Raw genomic sequence first — 16075 nt, forward strand, 5'->3', positions numbered from 1 at the left:
AAGAAGGCGTCTGCGGGGAAGTTGCCGGCGAAGACGGCTGGGGCGAAGTCGACGGCCGCGGAGAAGATTGTTGCCACGAAGGTATCGGCGGTGAGTAAGGCTCCGGCGAAGACGACGACCAAGGATATTCGAGAGTGGGCGATCGGAGAGGGTCGCGAAGTGTCTCCCCGCGGCCGGATTTCGGCCGAGATCGAGCAAGCTTTCCATGACGCTCAGGCATCGAAGGCTCAGGCAAGAGCGGTGCCGGCGAAGAAGGCGGCCGCGAAGAAGATAGTCGCGGCGAAGGCTCCCGCGAAGAAAACGGTCGCGAAGAAGGCTCCGGCGAAGAAGACGGCTGGGCCGAAGAAGACGGCTGCGAAGAAGGCGTCTGCGAAGAAGTTGCCGGCGAAGACGGCTGGGGCGAAGTCGACGGCCGCGGAGAAGATTGTTGCCACGAAGGTATCGGCGGTGAGTAAGGCTCCGGCGAAGACGACGACCAAGGATATTCGAGAGTGGGCGATCGGAGAGGGTCGCGAAGTGTCTCCCCGCGGCCGGATTTCGGCCGAGATCGTGCAAGCTTTCCATGACGCTCAGGCACCGAAGGCTCAGACAAAAGCGGCGCCGGCGAAGAAAGCGGCCGCGAAGAAGATAGTCGCGGGAAAGGCGGCTGCGAAGAAGGCGTCTGCGAAGAAGGCAGCCGCGAGGAAGTCTCCGGCGAAGACGGCTGGGGCGAAGTCGACGGCCGTGGAGAAGGTTGTCGAGAAGGAGACTCCGGTGAAGGGAGCGGCGGCGGGCACGGCTCCGGCGAAGAAGACGGCAGCGGGGAAGACGGCAGGGGCGACGACGGCAGGGGCGACGACGGCCGCGGAGAAGGTTGTCGAGAAGGAGGCTCCGGTGAAGGGAGCGGCGGCGGGCACGGCTCCGGCGAAGAAGACGGCCAAGGAGATTCGAGAGTGGGCGATCGGGGAGGGCCGTGAAGTGTCCTTCCGCGGTCGGATTTCGGCCGCAATCGTGCGTGCCTTCCATGACGCTGCGGCAAAGTTGCCGGCTGTGGGCGGCTGAACCGAGTGGTGTCGGCTCTTGGGCGTGACCCACCGACTCCGGGTTGCCGGGTTCTCTCAATCCGACGGACGTTCAGTGGACGAACCCTTGCCTGTCTCTTCGAAGCCAGGCTCACCGAAGATGAGAGCGCCGGTGTCACAGCCATGAACGCGGGCGGACGGTCGGTGCGACTGGTACGGGATTTCGCTGGGGGTGTGTGCGGGTCTGCTCGTGGGGTTCTTTTGCTATGTGCCGTCGGTGATCTTGTGGCAGCACTTTTTCGTTGTTCCGCGACCTCGGGTGTATCCGCATGGCTCGTTCACTTCGTTTGGCCGGATCCGCCGCCGGTCGGGTATTGGGACCGGTGGCATCCGGTTGCATTCAGGCGTGTGACAACGGCGGGAGACCGGGTACGCCGCCGGGTGGGAGTGCACGAAAGACGCGTTCTGGTGTCATCGGCAACTCGGTAAGCTGGGCGCCGACCGCGTCGGCGATGGCCTGGGCAATTGCCGGGGCGATGGGGAGCATGCCGCCCTCCCCCATGCCTTTGGCGCCGAAGGGACCGGCGCCGTGTCCCTGCTCCTGGGTGATCGAGACGAACCGCTCGGGGAGGTCCTCCGCGAGTGGGACGCGGTACAGCAGGGCCTCGGCGTTGAGAAGTTCACCGTTCTCGTAGCGCATTTCCTCGAACAGTGCCTGCGCGAGTCCAAGTATGGCGGCGCCTTCATCCTGACCGCGGCAGCCGATCTTGTTGATCACCTTGCCCGCGTCACCACTGACCACGAGCTGAAGGACCGTAACCCTGCCGGTCTCCGGGTCGACTTCGACCTCGGCTGCTGCCCACCCGATCTCGTAAAAGACACATCGGGCGGCCAAGGGCGCGTCGGCGTCGTTACGCACTTTGTAGTAGCCGTCGGCCGAGAATTCGAACCCGGTGTGGCCGAAGAACTCCATGATCCGCTGGAAAAGCGGATATACCTCGCCTGTGGGGGTGCGCACTGTCCAGTCGTCGAGCACTGCGGTGGCCGGGTCGAGGGTGAATTGTTCACCGGCCCACTCGAGCACTTGTCTACGCAGGTTCTCCGCCGCGTTGCGGACGGCCTGTCCCATCACCACCACGCCGGACGAGGCGTTGGTGCCCTGATCGAAGGGGGTGTGGTCGGTGTCGATGCGCGTGTACACGACGCGGTCGCGGCTGGTGCGCAGGACGTCGGCGACGATCTGGGACATCGCGGAGTGCCCGCCCTGGCCCATTTCGGTGAGCGCGCAGTTCAGGAAGACGTCGCCGTTGGCGGTCACCTTGACCCGCGCCATCGCGGGCTTGTTGCCGCCGCCACTGTCCTTGAGGCCGACGCACACTCCCATGCCGCGGTTCCGCCGGCGATCCCTGTCGTGGTAGCCGATAGCGTCCGCGACCAGACGCATCCCCTCGGCGAGGTCGGAGTCGATCCCCGCATCCCCCGGCACGAATTCTTCGCCGAGTTTCTTGAGGTTCTTCAGCCGCAGTGCGTAGGGATCGATGCCGAGTCGCTGCGCGATGAGGTCGATCTGACGTTCGCCGGCCCACGTGGTCTGGGTGGCCCCGAAGCCGCGCATGGCGCCGGCGGGCACCGTGTTCGTGGTGACCGCCTTGCAGACGGTGTCGATGTGCTGCCAGCGGTACGCGCCCGGCATCCGATAACCGGCCTTCTCCGCCACCGCCGGACTGTGCTCGGCGTAGGCCCCGCTGTCGAGGAGTACCGTCGATTTGCGGGCGATAAAGGTGCCGTCCGCCTTGACGCCGGCCTTGACGATCAGCTTCGCGGCGTGCTGCGACACGGTGAGGAAGCCCTCTTCCGTGCTCATGCAGAACCGCACGGGCCGGCCGCCGCTGAGCTGGGACAGGCGGATGGCGACCGGGTCGGCCTTGGGGCCGTTCTTCGCTCCGAACGCGCCGCCGAGCAGGGCGACGTGCACCCGGATCCGGTTTTCGGGGAGGTTGAATACGTGCCCGAGTTCCTGGCGGAGGTTGAACGGGCTCTGTGTCGCCGTCCAGACCTCGATCTGTTCGTCGGTTGCCTCCGCGACGGTGACGAACGGTTCGAGATGCATGTGGTTCATCCGGGAGAAGAGGAAGGTGTCCTCGAAGATGTGGTCGCACTCGTCCCACACGTCCGGTGATCCAGTGCTGTACCGGAATTCGTAGCTGACATTGTGGTCGCTGCGCAGCGACGCCGACGCGCCGTTCTGGTACGGGGGCAACCCGCCGCGCGGCTCGAGCGGATGGATGGTCGGCGACGACGGATCGAGGGCCTCGTTAACGTCGAATACCGCGGGCAGGATCTCGTATTCGACCTGAATGAGGTCCAGTGCCGCCAGGGCCGTGCGCTCATCTACCGCAGCGACGGCGGCGACGATGTCGCCGACATAGCGGACCGCGTCGGTCGCGACGACCGGCTGGTCCTTGACCATGGTGCCGTAACACGCCAGGCCGTCGGTTTCGTTGCGGGTCAGTACCGCGGTGACGCCGTCCAGTGCCTCGGCGGCGCTCGCGTCGATGGACACGATACGAGCGTGAGCGTGCGGACTACGCAGCACCTTCGCGTGCAGCATGCCCGGTCGCACGATGTCGGTGTTGTAGACCGCTTTGCCGGTCACCTTGACCGCGGCGTCCGCGCGCGGCAGATCGCGTCCGGTGACTCGCTTGTCCGGAGAGGCGGTCGGCAGCGAATACACGGTGTATCCGCCGCTCGTGGCGTCGGAGTGGACGGCGTGAGTGAAGGACTCGGCTGTCGTCGTCACGCGGATTCCCCGTTCGTCTCACCGGTCAGTTCGGCAGCGCGCTCGACCGATTCGAGGATCATCTCGTATCCGGTACAGCGACAGGTGTTGGAACTGATCCATTCGCGGATCGTGCCGCGATCAGGTTGTGGGTCCTGACGCAGCAGCCCGGTGGTGAGCATCAACATCCCGGACGTGCAGAAGCCGCACTGGAAACCCCCGCACTCGGAGAATGCACGTTGCTGCGGGGACAGCGTGCCGTCGGGCGCGGCCAACCCTTCCACTGTCTCGACCGAGGCGCCGTCGATGCTGAACGCGAAGGTCGAACAGGAGGCGACGGGCAGGTCGTCCACGAGCACGGTGCACGCTCCACAGACCCCGCGCTCGCAGGAACCGCGAACGCCGTTGCAGCCGTGGTTGTTGCGCAGGACGTCGAGCAGGATGGCGTTGGCGGCGACGCGCACGGTCTGCTTGACGCCGTTCAGGGCGAACTCGATGCAGGTGTCGAGTTCACCGTCGGGGGCAGCGGATCGGTCGGTCTCGCGATCGGAGTACTCGGTCATCTCGTTGTCGTTCCCTTCAGCTGCGCACACGCCGCGGTGAGCAGGCGGCGCGTCAACACACGCACCAGGTGCCGGCGGTACTCCGCCGAGCCGGTGTAATCGGCACAATCGTCCGGTAGCTGCTGGGCAAGCTGCGCACTCACCTCGAGCGGATCGAGTTCGCGGGCGCAGGTATCGGCCGTCAGAGCGAATCCGTGGCGGTACTCCGATCCCGATTGCGCGCGCACCTGCAGGGTGCCGTGGGGGTTGCGGCGCACCGCGAGGGCCACTGTCGCCGTCGGACGCATCGAACGCTCATATCCGAACCAGACGAGGTCGTCCGTTCGTACGGTGATGTCGGTCAACAGGCCTCGCTGATCGGTTCCGCTGTGTGCCCACAACGACGCGACCGGGCGGGAGAGCGCGCCGGCGTCGAAGACCAGGTCCGCGTCGAGCGCCCCGAGAAGCAGCGGCATCTCGTAGCGGTACCGCCGCGCCATCAGGTTTCCGCCGACGGTCGCGGTGTAGCGGATCCGAACCGTGGCGATCGACGCCCATGCCGCCGCGAGGTTCGGGATCGCGGCGGCGACGATCTCGTCCGTCGCACCCATGTGGTGGGTCACCATCGGGCCGATATGAAGTACGCCGGCCTCGTGTCTGGTGGCGCGGAGCGCATCGACCTTCTGCAGCGACACCAACGTGTTTGGGGCGCACCCCTCGCGGATCTGGGCGACCAGATCCGAGCAGCCGGCGGCGATGACGGCGTCCGGATGTTCGGACACGATCGCGAGGGCGTCCTCGATGGTGGTGGGGCGATGGAGCCGGAAAGGGGCCATCGCGAATTGGGTCTGCGCCACCAACCCGGCGCCGAGGGCCTGGGTGCGCATCAGCGGGCTCCCCGCACGAGTGTGCGGCGCGGTCTGCCATAGCCGGTATGCATGTGGTGATTCACCCCTTGTAGGGCGCGCCGCTCGACGGCCGCGAAGGCGACGTCGAGTGCGGCGCGGACGGCTACCGAACAGAATCCGGTGTAGACGAACTTACGCCGATTCCGGCCCCGAAGATGGTCGCGAACGACGATCGGATCCTCACTACCAACGCAGTCGTAGGCGGCCCTGTCGGGGAGGAACAGCACGGTGGCAAGGGAGCCACGCGCGCCGATCCTGCCGTCTGCTGGGTTCTGCTCGGGGGTCGCAGCGCCGCGCGAGGGTAGGGCGATCACTGTGCCGCCGCCGCCCTTCGCAGCCACCGTGGCAAGGCCGCTCTTGTTCATGTGCCTCTTTCCATTTGAAAGGACTGCGGATGCCGGTCCAAGAAGACTCAGCGCAAAGTATCTTTGCTATAAGACAATTTAACGTTCTCGGCTTCACGAGGTCAACAGCTCGGCCACGGTCGCCCCACCGATCAGGCGAGGCTTACCGAGCCGAGGCACACCACCCGCCGAAGGGATGCAGGTCACAGCCGTGGCTGCACCGAAACACCGCCACCGACGCGTCGCTGTACTACCCCAAGAACGCGCGCGAGCACGTGAAGCGACCCGGGGCGTCCGCCCGAGGAGTTTTGAAGACGAGCCTTATGCAGATGCTGCACCGAGCGACTTTGCGACATTCTCCGATGCGGCAGCCTGTAAGGAGCCCTCGAGAACGAACAGAAGATCGGCGAGCTGCTCGCGCTGACCACCCTCGAGTCCACCCTGCATCCGCGCCAGCTCCGCGAAGTGCGCATCCGAGACAGCGTCGACAAGTTTGCGGCCCGCGTCGGTGAGCGTCACATACACCACGCGGGAGTCGATGTCATCGCGCTCACGCAGCACCAGGCCGGCATCCTCGAGCCGGTTCACCCGCATCGTCAGGCCACCCGTGGTGATCAAGGTCTGCTTCGCCAGTTCCCCGGCGGTGCGCCGGAACGTCGGTTCCGCACGCCGAAGGCAGGCGAGAACGTCGAACCCCGCCTCGTTCGTGCCGAACTGTTCGAACAGCTCGTTGATCTGAGCCCGGTACAGCAGGAAACTACGATGCAGCCGTCCGAAAACCTCGAGCGCCGACACGTCCAGTTCCGGGCGCGTCCGGGCCCATTGCCGGATGATCTCACCGACCCCATCCACCCGATCCGATTCGGCCACTTCACACTCCAGATTCGACAAGGGCACGGTGCCGCGAATCAGTCTCGCCTGCCGGCGACCGGCTCACGACAATTTCAGGTAATTATCTTTGCGCAAAACTATTGTACGATCCTCGCCACCACCGCGATGGTTCCCCAGCCCCGGTCGCCGGAACCGTGATGCCAACAGAATTGCGAGGCACCCGTGAACACCGTCCTGCGCGACATCCACACCGAATGGGAAGCACACCGCGCTGTCGCGGTCGCCACCGTCATCGCCACCCACGGATCCTCTCCGCGAGATCCGGGCGCCATGCTCGCCGTCCATCAGGACGGAACCGTGGTCGGCAGCATCTCCGGCGGCTGCGTCGAAGGCGCCCTCTACGAGACCGCCCTCGACGTCCTCACCACCGGCCACCCCCGAATCGAGCACTACGGCCCGACCGGCGACATCCTCGAACCCGGACTGACCTGCGGCGGATCACTGACCGTGCTCGTAGAACGAGTAGACCGCGAGACCATGCCGCAACTCGCCGACCTCATCGAACGGACAGTGCGCGACGACACCGTCATCCTCGAGACCGTCCTCACCGGACCGGAAGCAGGTACCCACCGCATCGCACACGAACTCGACGACCCCACCGGCCTGACCCCATCCGGAACACTGATACGACGCTTCCCATCCCGGCCACGGATGGTGATAGTGGGTTCGACCGACTTCGCCGCGGAGACCGGGCTACTCGGCACCCGAATGGGCTACCGCGTCACCATCTGCGATGCCCGCCCCGTGTTCACGACACCACAGCGATTTCCCGATGTCGACGAAGTCGTATGCGAATGGCCATCAGACTGGATTGCACGCCAACGCAACGAAGGCCGATTCGATTCCCGCACAGTCATCATCGTTCTCACCCACGACCCGAAGATCGATATCCCGGTCCTCCTCGAATGCCTCGACGAGGCCAAATGGGCACACCCCCTCGCCTATATCGGTGCCATGGGGTCCCTCACCGCCGACGCCAACCGACGACACGCACTCACCGCAGCCGGTCTCCGCCCCGAACACCTCACCGCACTATCGAGCCCGATCGGCCTCGACATCGGCAACCGTGGACCAGCCGAGACCGCCATCTCCATTGCCGCCGAAATCATCATCGGGTCCAACCAGGGCCGATCGTCGCGGCCCTCGACATAGATCCCGCCGGGCGGATCACCGAGCAGCGTGAGCATCAACTCACGGGCCGCCGGAGAGGCACCGGCAAGCACCTCGTCCCGATGCTCCTTCCAGTCCACCCACTCCCAGCCCGCACCGGCAGCAATGTAGCTCTCGGCGTCTCGACAGGGAGTGTCCGATTATCCAACCTCGTCATTGCGACGCCCGCATCTCGCAGGTCGTCGCGGCCTGTCATGCCTGCCAATTTGGAGAGCCGGGTCGCCGCCGACCCGAGATCTTCAGCGACTGGCTGGTGCTGGCGGTGGCGTTCGGGCTGGCGTCGTTGGCGCCGAGCAGGAGGGCGCCAACAGGGTTGTCGATGTCAATGACCTGCCCTTCCGAAAGCGGATCGATGACCGGTCACCCCCAAGAGCTCCGGGTGTCGGCTGGTTACGGATTGTTCGGTTCCCGCTAGAAGATGGCCCGTGGGATCAATCGGGTGGTTCGTCCATCCTGATCAAGGACATGTCCTGCCCTCTTGAATGTGTGGAGGCTGATGAACCGGTCCGAAATGGTGATGGACGGAAGTTCTCGCGTGAGTGCAGCCGCGAATGGCGCAATCTCGCTAATCGTCTGAAACCACATCGTGGCGACGATTGTCGAGGTTCCGGTAGTGGCGTTTGCAATTCGGCATTTTGGAATTCGGCTCAATAGGTTGCCGACCGTGTTCAACTCGCTCGGTGCGGTCGTGATCATGAAAGTCGTCTCAACGACTGGTCCGACAAGTGTGTTCGCTCCCTCGCAGCGCAGGGCCACGCTGCCCCCGTCGATCAGCCTTTCGACGCGGCGTCGCGCGGTCGGTCCGGTCACATCGCATTGCTCGCCGAGTGTGGTCCATGCTTGACGCCCATCTTTCGCCAGGGCTCCGAGCAGAGAACGATCGAGATCGTCCAGGAATGGAATCGTTTTCCTGCGCGTGGGCGCTGCCTGGGGTAATTGGAGAAGATGGGCCTGTTCCAGGTCTAACGCCTGGACGCGCCACCGCGCGCCTTCTGTGTAGTTGGTGAGCACGACCGTCGTTGCCACCGACCTGATTCCTTCGATCACCTCGATGCGGTCGGTGAGCAGACGGGTGAGGTCGGCAATGCTGGAAACGAACACGATCACATGGAAGTCCGACGTCCCGGATGTGCTCGATACCGTGTCGACTGCTGGTTCGGCAATCAGGGCTTCTGCAACGTCATGCTTGCTCTGGGGTCTGCAGGTGATCGCAAGCCATGCGGCACATCCGAATTTCAGGAAGGTCGGGCCCGGAGCCACCGCGATCCATGCCGAGCCGCTCTCGGACAACAGCTTCCATCTTCGGGCGAGTGTCTTCGGCGAGTACTGAAGTGCCTCCGCCAAGTCCGCCCAGTCAGCGCGGGGGTTGAGCTGCAGCGCGCCGATAATTGCAAGGTCCAGTTCTGCTGCAGCCTGAGAGGTCATATTGGACATTATGGCCGTAAAAATTATGGAAATCGGCCAAAACCCAGGTCTCGTGAGGTGCGCCACTCAGAGTGGTTGAGCGCGAGTTGCGCAACCGGGACTCCCGGCCCACGAAGTCGAGGTCGATGCATGTGGACACAATCCGTCAGGGGTGAGCAAGGTGCCGTCCAACGGGCGGGTAGACAGCGGGCGGGCGTTGTGGCGCACGTAGTCGGGGCTGGGACCGGTCCCGCTCTCCTGCTGCGCGGAATCGGTGGTAGCGCCGACGGTTTCGCACCACAATTCGGTGAGCTCAACAGTTCCCTGAGGCTGCTCGCGTGGGACGCCCCCGGTTCCGGGCGCAGCGGCGATCCCGGACGTCGGTTCGACCTGGACGACTACGCTGACGCCGCGGCCGAGGTGATCAGGGACCGCTGCGGCCAGGTAGGCCAGATGCGTCCTGGTGGTCCACCCTCCTCGGGAGCGCCGCAACGCGTGGTCGGCGGGCTCGATCTCGATCTCGACCTCGCCGGGCGGCACGGACTGTGCCTCGGGAGCCCAGCGCACGCCCGCCGCATGCTGGTGAGCCTGCGCGATGGTCGAATCCATGCTGACGTCCCACACGATCGCACCCCGCGCGGCTTGGGTGAGTGCCGGCAACCCCGTCAGGATCCGCATCTCTGCGGACATTTCTGTTCGTGGTGTGCCAGCTTGCCGCTGACCACGTTTCGCAAATTAATCCCACGTGGATTTCTCTTGCTTTCCGCCCACGAGTGGAAATCGTTAACTGTGCACACGGTCTATTTCTTCGTGCGAGCCATGCGTGGCTGATTCCGCCGAGGTGTGTAGCGGCGTTTCGGGCCGGAGAATCCATTTTCCGCTCTATTTCATCTGTCACTCAGTGCCCGAATCTTGCGGTCTCGCGGTTCGGCATAACAGCAGGTTGAGGGCTCAAACTTTCAAAAATGAGAGCTTGCGCACAACTAGCCTCAGCGTTAAGATATTGACCACTTAAGTAATTTGCAGGTTTTCAACTGTGCACGTTATTCAGAAACAGAGGCTCCCTAGAACGCCCTGATTCGCCACGCGGTTCACGCGCCGCGTGATCGCATGTTCGCCAAATAGCCGGGAGGCACAATATGGGTGGTGCAGTCGCACGACCAGCGGGCGCAGGCTCGCCGAAGAAGGTCGCGCTAGCGAGCCTGATCGGCACAACCATCGAGTGGTACGACTTCTTCATCTACAGCACCGCAGCGGTGCTCGTCTTCAACCATCACTTCTTCCCCAGCTTCGACCCGGCCATCGGAACACTGCTGGCCTTCTCGACCTTCGCCGCCGGCTTCGTCGCCCGCCCGATCGGTGCCATCGTGTTCGGTCACTTCGGGGACAGGGTGGGCCGAAAATCGATGATGGTCGTCACCATCTTGATCATGGGCGTCGCCACCGTACTGATCGGCCTGCTGCCGACCTATGCCACCATCGGCGCCTTCGCTCCGGTGCTGCTGGTGCTGCTGCGACTGACGCAAGGCTTCGCGCTCGGCGGCGAATGGGGCGGTGCTGCGCTCATGGCGACGGAGCATTCTCCCGATAGCCGTCGCGGCTTCTTCGGCAGCTGGCCGCAGGCGGGTGTGGCGGTCGGACTGATCCTGGCGATGACCGTGTACCTACCCCTCGATGCAATGGCCGATAATCACTTCATGGCCTGGGGGTGGCGTGTTCCGTTCCTGCTCAGTGCGGTACTGGTGATCACCGGACTGATCATCCGGGTACAGGTCGCGGAGAGCCCGGAGTTCGACCGGGTCAAGGGTGTGCACGCGGTCGTGCGCCTGCCCATCATCGAAGTTCTTCGCACACATCCGAAGCAGGTCCTCCTGGTCGCCGGCGCCAGCCTGTCGCCGGGCATCTTCTTCTACCTCCTGACCGTGTACAACTTCGTCTACACGCAAGAGTCGGGAGGCCTGAGTCAAAGTTCGATGCTGATTCTGGTGATCGTCACCTCGGCGGTCGGATTCGTGGTCACCCCAATCGCAGGTGCGCTCTCCGACAGGTTCGGCCGGCAACGGCTCTTCCTGCTGGGCCTTGCCCTCATTGGTTCTCTCGCCTTCCCCCTCTACTGGGCGCTCGACTCGGGCTCGTACGGCTTCATCGCTGTCTGCTACGTCGCCGCGACCATCGCCGTATACATCCCGTGGGCGCTGCAGCCGGCATATTTCTCCGAGGCGTTCGACGCACGAGTCCGCTACAGCGGGCTGTCGTTGGCCACCACCCTCGGCAACCTCTTGGGCAGCGCTATCGCGCCTCTCATTGCCGGCACACTACTCAGCGCAACTCATGCGTCCATCTCCATTTCCCTGTATGTCTTCGTCACCGCAGCACTGTCGTTCGTCTGCGTACTGGTGCTCGGACGGACGAACCGGAAAAAAGACACGCAAGCCGACAGCGGAATCGGCACCGATAACGTGAGCGGGCTCCGCACTCCCACCTACTCGGAGTGATACCCCTCATGGACGTCGCCTCTCGGGCACGGAAGCACTCACAATGACAGCGAACTCTGATCGGGTCCCACGGCTCCTGAAAGAACAACCTCTCGGAGAAGGGGTGCTCACCGTCCTGTGTTCTAGGGGTTCAGGCCCCGCCCGCCGCGGCACAGAATTCGCCCCATCTAGTAACAGATAACACGCTGACGGAAGGAAACCCTATGAGCAGCAATGAATCACGCTACGAAACATTCACCCTGGAACGCGCAACACCAACCATCGGGGCGTTCATCCACGGCCTGGATCTTCGTGACGAGATCACACCGCAGTGCCAGACCGAACTGCGCACAGCCTTCCTGGAACACGAGGTCCTGTTTCTCCGCGATCAGCACCTCGATCCAGAAGATCAGCTCCGATTCGCGAAGGTGTTCGGCGACCCCCAGGAAGTAAGTGCATTCTTTCCCTCCCTTCCGGGGAACCCGTTCATCGAGGTGCTCGAATCACGCGGTCGCGCAGCCGGAACCGACGTCTGGCACTCCGATCTGACCTGGCAGGCGACTCCGAATTCCGCGACCTGCCTCCACGCTCAGGACATCCCGCCCTGCGGCGGTGACACACTGTGGTCGAGCATGACGGCCGCGTATGACGCGCTGCCGGAGACGATGAAGAACCTCATCGACGGGCTCGAGGCCGTGCACGATTGGGAAAAGGAACTGACCGGCGTTGTCCGCCAGGGAGATGACGGGGAAGCACGGTACGAGGAAACACGCCGAAAGTATCCTCCGATGACCCACCCCGTCGTGCGCAAGCATCCGGAAACCGGTCGTAGACTTGTCTACGTCAACGAGTTGTTCACCTCACGCATCTCGGGGGTTCCTCCGCAGCTGAGTGACTCGCTACGAAACATGCTCACGGGCCTCGCCAAGACCCCGGAGTATCAGGTCCGATTCCGTTGGGAACCGAACTCCCTGGTGATCTGGGACAACCGGTCGACGCAACACTACGCGGTCGGCGACTACCACCCGCACTACAGGCGCATGCACCGCGTCACCCTCAGAGGCGACCGCCCGGCCTGACACCTGATCGCCTGCAGGGCGACCCGATCACCGGTCGCCCAGCAGCGCTCATCCCCTCGATGGGCTGATCAATGACGGTGACAGCACCATCGAGGAGGAGAACACAGGCGGGTGGTGCACATTCCGGAGATCATCCGAACGCGATAGGCGTGCTCCACGGCGTCGTCGGTGTTCGGGGTGAAGAGAAGCGGACCTGGACCTCCCTTCCTCTCTAGGCCCGGACAACGGACCGTCCGCTCCAATATCTACCCGATGCAGTGAAATTGAGGATTGCCGTCCCTGCGCTATCGATCACGAGGCCGTGTGTCATCGTTGCTGGGCCTGCTCGACCACCCAGGCTGCGATCTGCGCGCGGGAGGTGAAGCCGAGTTTGGTGAGTAGGTGCTCCACGTGACCTTGCGCGGTGCGGGGCGATATCACCAGTCGGGCGGCGATCGCCCTGTTGGTCAGGCCCTCGGCGGCGATCAGTTCGGCGACCTGCCGTTCACGTTTGGTCAGTTTCACCGACGTATCAGGCGACGCGTCCGGAAGCCGTTCGCCGAGGGCATAGGCGATGGCGGCGTCAAAGCCCAAGCGCCGCCCCTCTCGGCGCGCCGTCTCCACGGAGCTCTTGCCGAGCGCCCGATAGGCCCTCTGCTCGGACTCCTCACGGGAGACGAGCAGATGGGGGAACCCCACCGTGGGGCTGCCCACCGTGCGCCCGAGTTCGTCGGCGGCCGCCATCAGGATGACCGCGCGTCGCGCGTCGCGCGCTTCGGCGGCGAGCGAGCCCAGTGTCTCGAGGCACGCGATGGCGGTGCGCGGGGTGTTCACCCGCCGGGTCAACTGCAGTGACTGTTCGAGTAGCCGAACTGCCCGATCGGTATCACCGTGGCGCCACACCGCGTCACCCATGGCCCAGAGCGCGAACGACTGGTACATCGATTCACCGTGCGCCTGTGTGATCGCGACGATCTGTTCGTAACAGTGAATCGCCCGCTGGGATTCGCCGAGTTGTTCGTAGGCCATCCCCAGCCGGTGCAGGACCCCGACGTGTGAAGCGTCCTCCCGCGTGCCGAAAACGGTGCCGGCGCTTTCCAGTCGCGCGCAGGCGCGAGTCGGATCATCCCTGAAAAGGGCAAGAAGGCCGTCCGCGTACTCGATGTATGCGTGGCTCACCGCGTCGGTAGTCTGCTCGGCCAACCCGCGGCCCTCCTCCACCAGTGCCGCCCCCGCGGAGAGGTCGCCCTGCAATTCGGCCAGGACGCTGCCGGCATACACCGCCTTGATTCGCTCCAGGGTCGGCTCCGCTGGAAGGTGTGCAAGGACGCGGCCCAGCCAGTACCGCCCCTCGCTGAGCAAGCTCCGGGAGAGCCAGAAGGGAAGCAAGCTCGCGGCGATGCACAGTCCGACGTCGGGACTGTCGGACACGCAGAACTCCATCGCCTCCCGTAAATTCGCCTGTTCACGCTCGAGTCGTGCGATCCAGTCCAGTTGCCGGAAGCTGATCCACTCGGCCTCAGCCTCGGCGGTCAGTCGCTGATACCAGTCCCGGTGCCGCCGACGCAGTTCGACATACTCCCCGGTGGCCTGGAGCTTCTCACGACCGTACTCGCGCAGCGTCTCGAGCAGACGAAAGCACACGGCCGAGCCGGATTCCACCCGGATCACGACCGATTTGTCCACCAGGGAGGCCACGACATCGAGCAAAACCGACGATGCCAGGCCCATACCGCAGACCTGTTCCACCGCATCGAGTTCGAAGCTACCGGCGAACACCGACAGCCGAGACCACACCAGTTGCTCCTGCGGGGTGCACAGCTCGTAGCTCCAATCGATACACAGCCGAAGAGTCTGCTGACGAGAGGGTGCGCCTCGGCTGCCGCGGGTCAGCAGCGTGTAACGGTCGGTCAGCCGCGCAAGGATCTGCTCAGGCGACATCGCCCGCAACCGCGTCGCCGCCAGCTCGATCGGCAACGGCAATCCGTCCAGTCGATGGCAGATCCCGGCCACCGCGACAACGTTGTCCTCGGTGACCTCGAATCCGGGCACTGCAGCGGCTGCACGCTCGGCGAACAAGGTCACCGCATCGTAACTGGGCAGCCCCTGCAGGGAGGGCGGTCGGTCGGGGTCGGGGACAGTGAGCGGAGGCACCCGCAACATTGATTCCCCGCCGATACCTAGGGGCTCGCGGCTGGTGGCGAGGATCCGCAATCCCGGACACGTCCGCAGCAACGTCTCGGCCAGCCCCGCGACCCCATCCACGATTTGCTCGCAGTTGTCGAATACCAGCAGCAGCTCACGCGGCACCAGAAACTCCACCAGCACCTCGATTAACGGCCTGGCCGAGTGATCACCCAATCCCAGAGAGGCGGCGACCATATCGACGAGCAACGACTCGTCACGCAGCTCGCCCAGCTCCACGAGCCACACTCCGTCGGCGTAATCGCGGCGCGTGATGGTCGCGACCCGCAACGCCAGACGCGTCTTCCCCACACCACCGATCCCGGTAAGCGTCACCAAACGGGACACCGACAACAGTCTCTTGAATTCTGTCACCTCGTTCCGTCGGCCGACGAAACTGGTGAGTTCCAGGCGAATATTCGTCTTGACGTCCCCGACGGTGCGCGCCATCGTCAGGCGCCGCACGACAGAGTCCGGCAGTTTCCGCGGCGCGGACCCCGTAACGCCCTGCAGGGCCATTCCGTCGACCGCAAATCCCCGGTGGAGCTGGATCTCACGGAGTTCGTCGCCGAGCTGGACGGCGGACGGACGCTCGTGCGGATTCGTCGACATCGTTCGCTCAATCGTGCGCGCCACGTCGTCGGAGATTCCCTGCTCACGCAGATCCGGCACCGGCTGTGTTGTGATCCTCAGGAACTGGGCAACCAGTTGCTCACCGCTGCGCCGTTCGAACGCGGCGTGCCCAGTGAGTGCACAGAACAGCGTCGCCCCGAGGCCGTAGATATCCGAACTGGAGGTCGGCGGATCGCCCGCTAGCACCTCGGGCGCGGTGAATGCCGGCGAGCCCGTCACGGTCCCGGAGGCCGTCTCGAATCCTCCGGAGATATGTGCGATACCGAAGTCGGTGAGCGCGGGTTCGCCGTAGTCGGTGAGCAGGATGTTCGCCGGTTTCACGTCACGGTGCAGGATCCCGAGCCGGTGCGCCGTCTCCACCGCGCCAGCCAGCTTCACTCCGAGCCGCAGCGCGTCGCTCAATGGCAGGGGACCGTGGTCACGGATCCGCACCTGCAAGGAGTCCTGCAGGTGATAGGGCATCACGATGTAGGGGCGGCCGGTGGCGGTGGCACCGACTTGCAGGACAGGGACGATGTTCGGGTGACCGGTCAACCTGCCCATCGCCTGCTGTTCCCGGAAGAACCGTGCCCGGTTCTCCGCTTCCATGTCGGCGGTGAGGACCTTCACCGCGACCGTTCGGTCCAGCTCAGTCTGGATACACCGGTAGACAACGCCGAAGCCACCGCGGCCGATTTCCTGGGCGTC

General features: G+C 64.4%; 12 protein-coding genes and 1 pseudogene. 4 read left to right on the plus strand and 9 right to left on the minus strand.

Going from position 1 to position 16075, the window contains the following annotated elements:
• Positions 1 to 227: 227 nt before the first annotated feature.
• Positions 228 to 479, minus strand: a complete 252-nt coding sequence (locus ACFWAY_RS49975) for a hypothetical protein (RefSeq protein WP_378516011.1) — start codon at positions 477 to 479, stop codon at positions 228 to 230.
• On the opposite strand from ACFWAY_RS49975, the pseudogene ACFWAY_RS49980 reads away from it, so the two are divergent.
• A pseudogene (locus ACFWAY_RS49980) lies at positions 439 to 1041 on the plus strand (histone-like nucleoid-structuring protein Lsr2); the annotation flags it as partial. The gene ACFWAY_RS49975 and the pseudogene ACFWAY_RS49980 overlap by 41 nt on opposite strands.
• A 360-nt stretch (positions 1042 to 1401) precedes the next feature.
• Here the strand turns inward: ACFWAY_RS49980 and ACFWAY_RS49985 are convergent.
• The 5 genes from ACFWAY_RS49985 to ACFWAY_RS50005 all read right to left on the minus strand — a co-directional run bounded on the left by ACFWAY_RS49985 (position 1402) and on the right by ACFWAY_RS50005 (position 6444).
• Positions 1402 to 3801 (minus strand): xanthine dehydrogenase family protein molybdopterin-binding subunit, encoded by a 2400-nt coding sequence (locus tag ACFWAY_RS49985; RefSeq protein WP_378516012.1) that lies wholly within the window; start codon positions 3799 to 3801, stop codon positions 1402 to 1404.
• Positions 3798 to 4343 carry a (2Fe-2S)-binding protein gene (locus ACFWAY_RS49990; RefSeq protein WP_378516013.1) on the minus strand — a complete coding sequence of 182 codons (546 nt, stop codon included), beginning with the start codon at positions 4341 to 4343 and terminating at the stop codon, positions 3798 to 3800. Before ACFWAY_RS49990 ends, ACFWAY_RS49985 begins: the two co-directional genes overlap by 4 nt.
• Positions 4340 to 5209: an FAD binding domain-containing protein gene (locus ACFWAY_RS49995; protein WP_378516014.1), complete on the minus strand. Its 870-nt coding sequence runs from the start codon at positions 5207 to 5209 to the stop codon at positions 4340 to 4342. Before ACFWAY_RS49995 ends, ACFWAY_RS49990 begins: the two co-directional genes overlap by 4 nt.
• Positions 5209 to 5595 (minus strand): hypothetical protein, encoded by a 387-nt coding sequence (locus ACFWAY_RS50000; protein ID WP_378454014.1) that lies wholly within the window; start codon positions 5593 to 5595, stop codon positions 5209 to 5211. Before ACFWAY_RS50000 ends, ACFWAY_RS49995 begins: the two co-directional genes overlap by 1 nt.
• Positions 5596 to 5895: 300 nt before the next feature.
• Positions 5896 to 6444, minus strand: a complete 549-nt coding sequence (locus ACFWAY_RS50005) for a MarR family winged helix-turn-helix transcriptional regulator (protein WP_378516015.1) — start codon at positions 6442 to 6444, stop codon at positions 5896 to 5898.
• 183 nt (positions 6445 to 6627) lie between these two features.
• On the opposite strand from ACFWAY_RS50005, the gene ACFWAY_RS50010 reads away from it, so the two are divergent.
• The gene (locus ACFWAY_RS50010; RefSeq protein ID WP_378516016.1) at positions 6628 to 7617 is read left to right on the plus strand and encodes an XdhC family protein; all 990 of its coding nucleotides are present in this window, start codon (positions 6628 to 6630) and stop codon (positions 7615 to 7617) included.
• Positions 7618 to 8046: 429 nt separating this feature from the next.
• Here the strand turns inward: ACFWAY_RS50010 and ACFWAY_RS50015 are convergent, their stop codons facing one another.
• Both ACFWAY_RS50015 and ACFWAY_RS50020 read right to left on the minus strand, forming a co-directional pair.
• On the minus strand, positions 8047 to 9060 hold the full coding sequence (locus ACFWAY_RS50015; RefSeq protein ID WP_378516017.1) for an Lrp/AsnC family transcriptional regulator: 1014 nt from the start codon (positions 9058 to 9060) through the stop codon (positions 8047 to 8049).
• Positions 9061 to 9126: 66 nt separating this feature from the next.
• On the minus strand, positions 9127 to 9729 hold the full coding sequence (locus ACFWAY_RS50020) for a transposase (protein ID WP_378516018.1): 603 nt from the start codon (positions 9727 to 9729) through the stop codon (positions 9127 to 9129).
• 449 nt (positions 9730 to 10178) lie between these two features.
• Between ACFWAY_RS50020 and ACFWAY_RS50025 the strand changes: the two genes are divergently transcribed.
• Positions 10179 to 11534, plus strand: a complete 1356-nt coding sequence (locus ACFWAY_RS50025; RefSeq protein ID WP_378454009.1) for an MFS transporter — start codon at positions 10179 to 10181, stop codon at positions 11532 to 11534.
• Between the two features lie 203 nt (positions 11535 to 11737).
• Positions 11738 to 12592 (plus strand): TauD/TfdA dioxygenase family protein, encoded by an 855-nt coding sequence (locus tag ACFWAY_RS50030; RefSeq protein WP_378454008.1) that lies wholly within the window; start codon positions 11738 to 11740, stop codon positions 12590 to 12592.
• Positions 12593 to 12898: 306 nt separating this feature from the next.
• Here ACFWAY_RS50030 and ACFWAY_RS50035 read toward each other — a convergent pair.
• A partial coding sequence (locus tag ACFWAY_RS50035; RefSeq protein WP_378516019.1) for a protein kinase occupies positions 12899 to 16075 on the minus strand: 3177 nt, incomplete at its 5' end.

This window comes from Rhodococcus sp. NPDC059968 (assembly GCF_042738615.1).
GTDB lineage: Bacteria > Actinomycetota > Actinomycetes > Mycobacteriales > Mycobacteriaceae > Rhodococcus_F.

Coding starts and splice junctions, on each gene's coding strand:
- ACFWAY_RS49990 (WP_378516013.1), bottom strand. CDS start 4,343: ATGACCGAGTACTCCGATCGCGAGACCGACCGATCCGCTGCCCCCGAC.
- ACFWAY_RS49995 (WP_378516014.1), bottom strand. CDS start 5,209: ATGCGCACCCAGGCCCTCGGCGCCGGGTTGGTGGCGCAGACCCAATTC.
- ACFWAY_RS50000 (WP_378454014.1), bottom strand. CDS start 5,595: ATGAACAAGAGCGGCCTTGCCACGGTGGCTGCGAAGGGCGGCGGCGGC.
- ACFWAY_RS50015 (WP_378516017.1), bottom strand. CDS start 9,060: ATGACCTCTCAGGCTGCAGCAGAACTGGACCTTGCAATTATCGGCGCG.
- ACFWAY_RS50020 (WP_378516018.1), bottom strand. CDS start 9,729: ATGTCCGCAGAGATGCGGATCCTGACGGGGTTGCCGGCACTCACCCAA.
- ACFWAY_RS50025 (WP_378454009.1), top strand. CDS start 10,179: ATGGGTGGTGCAGTCGCACGACCAGCGGGCGCAGGCTCGCCGAAGAAG.
- ACFWAY_RS50030 (WP_378454008.1), top strand. CDS start 11,738: ATGAGCAGCAATGAATCACGCTACGAAACATTCACCCTGGAACGCGCA.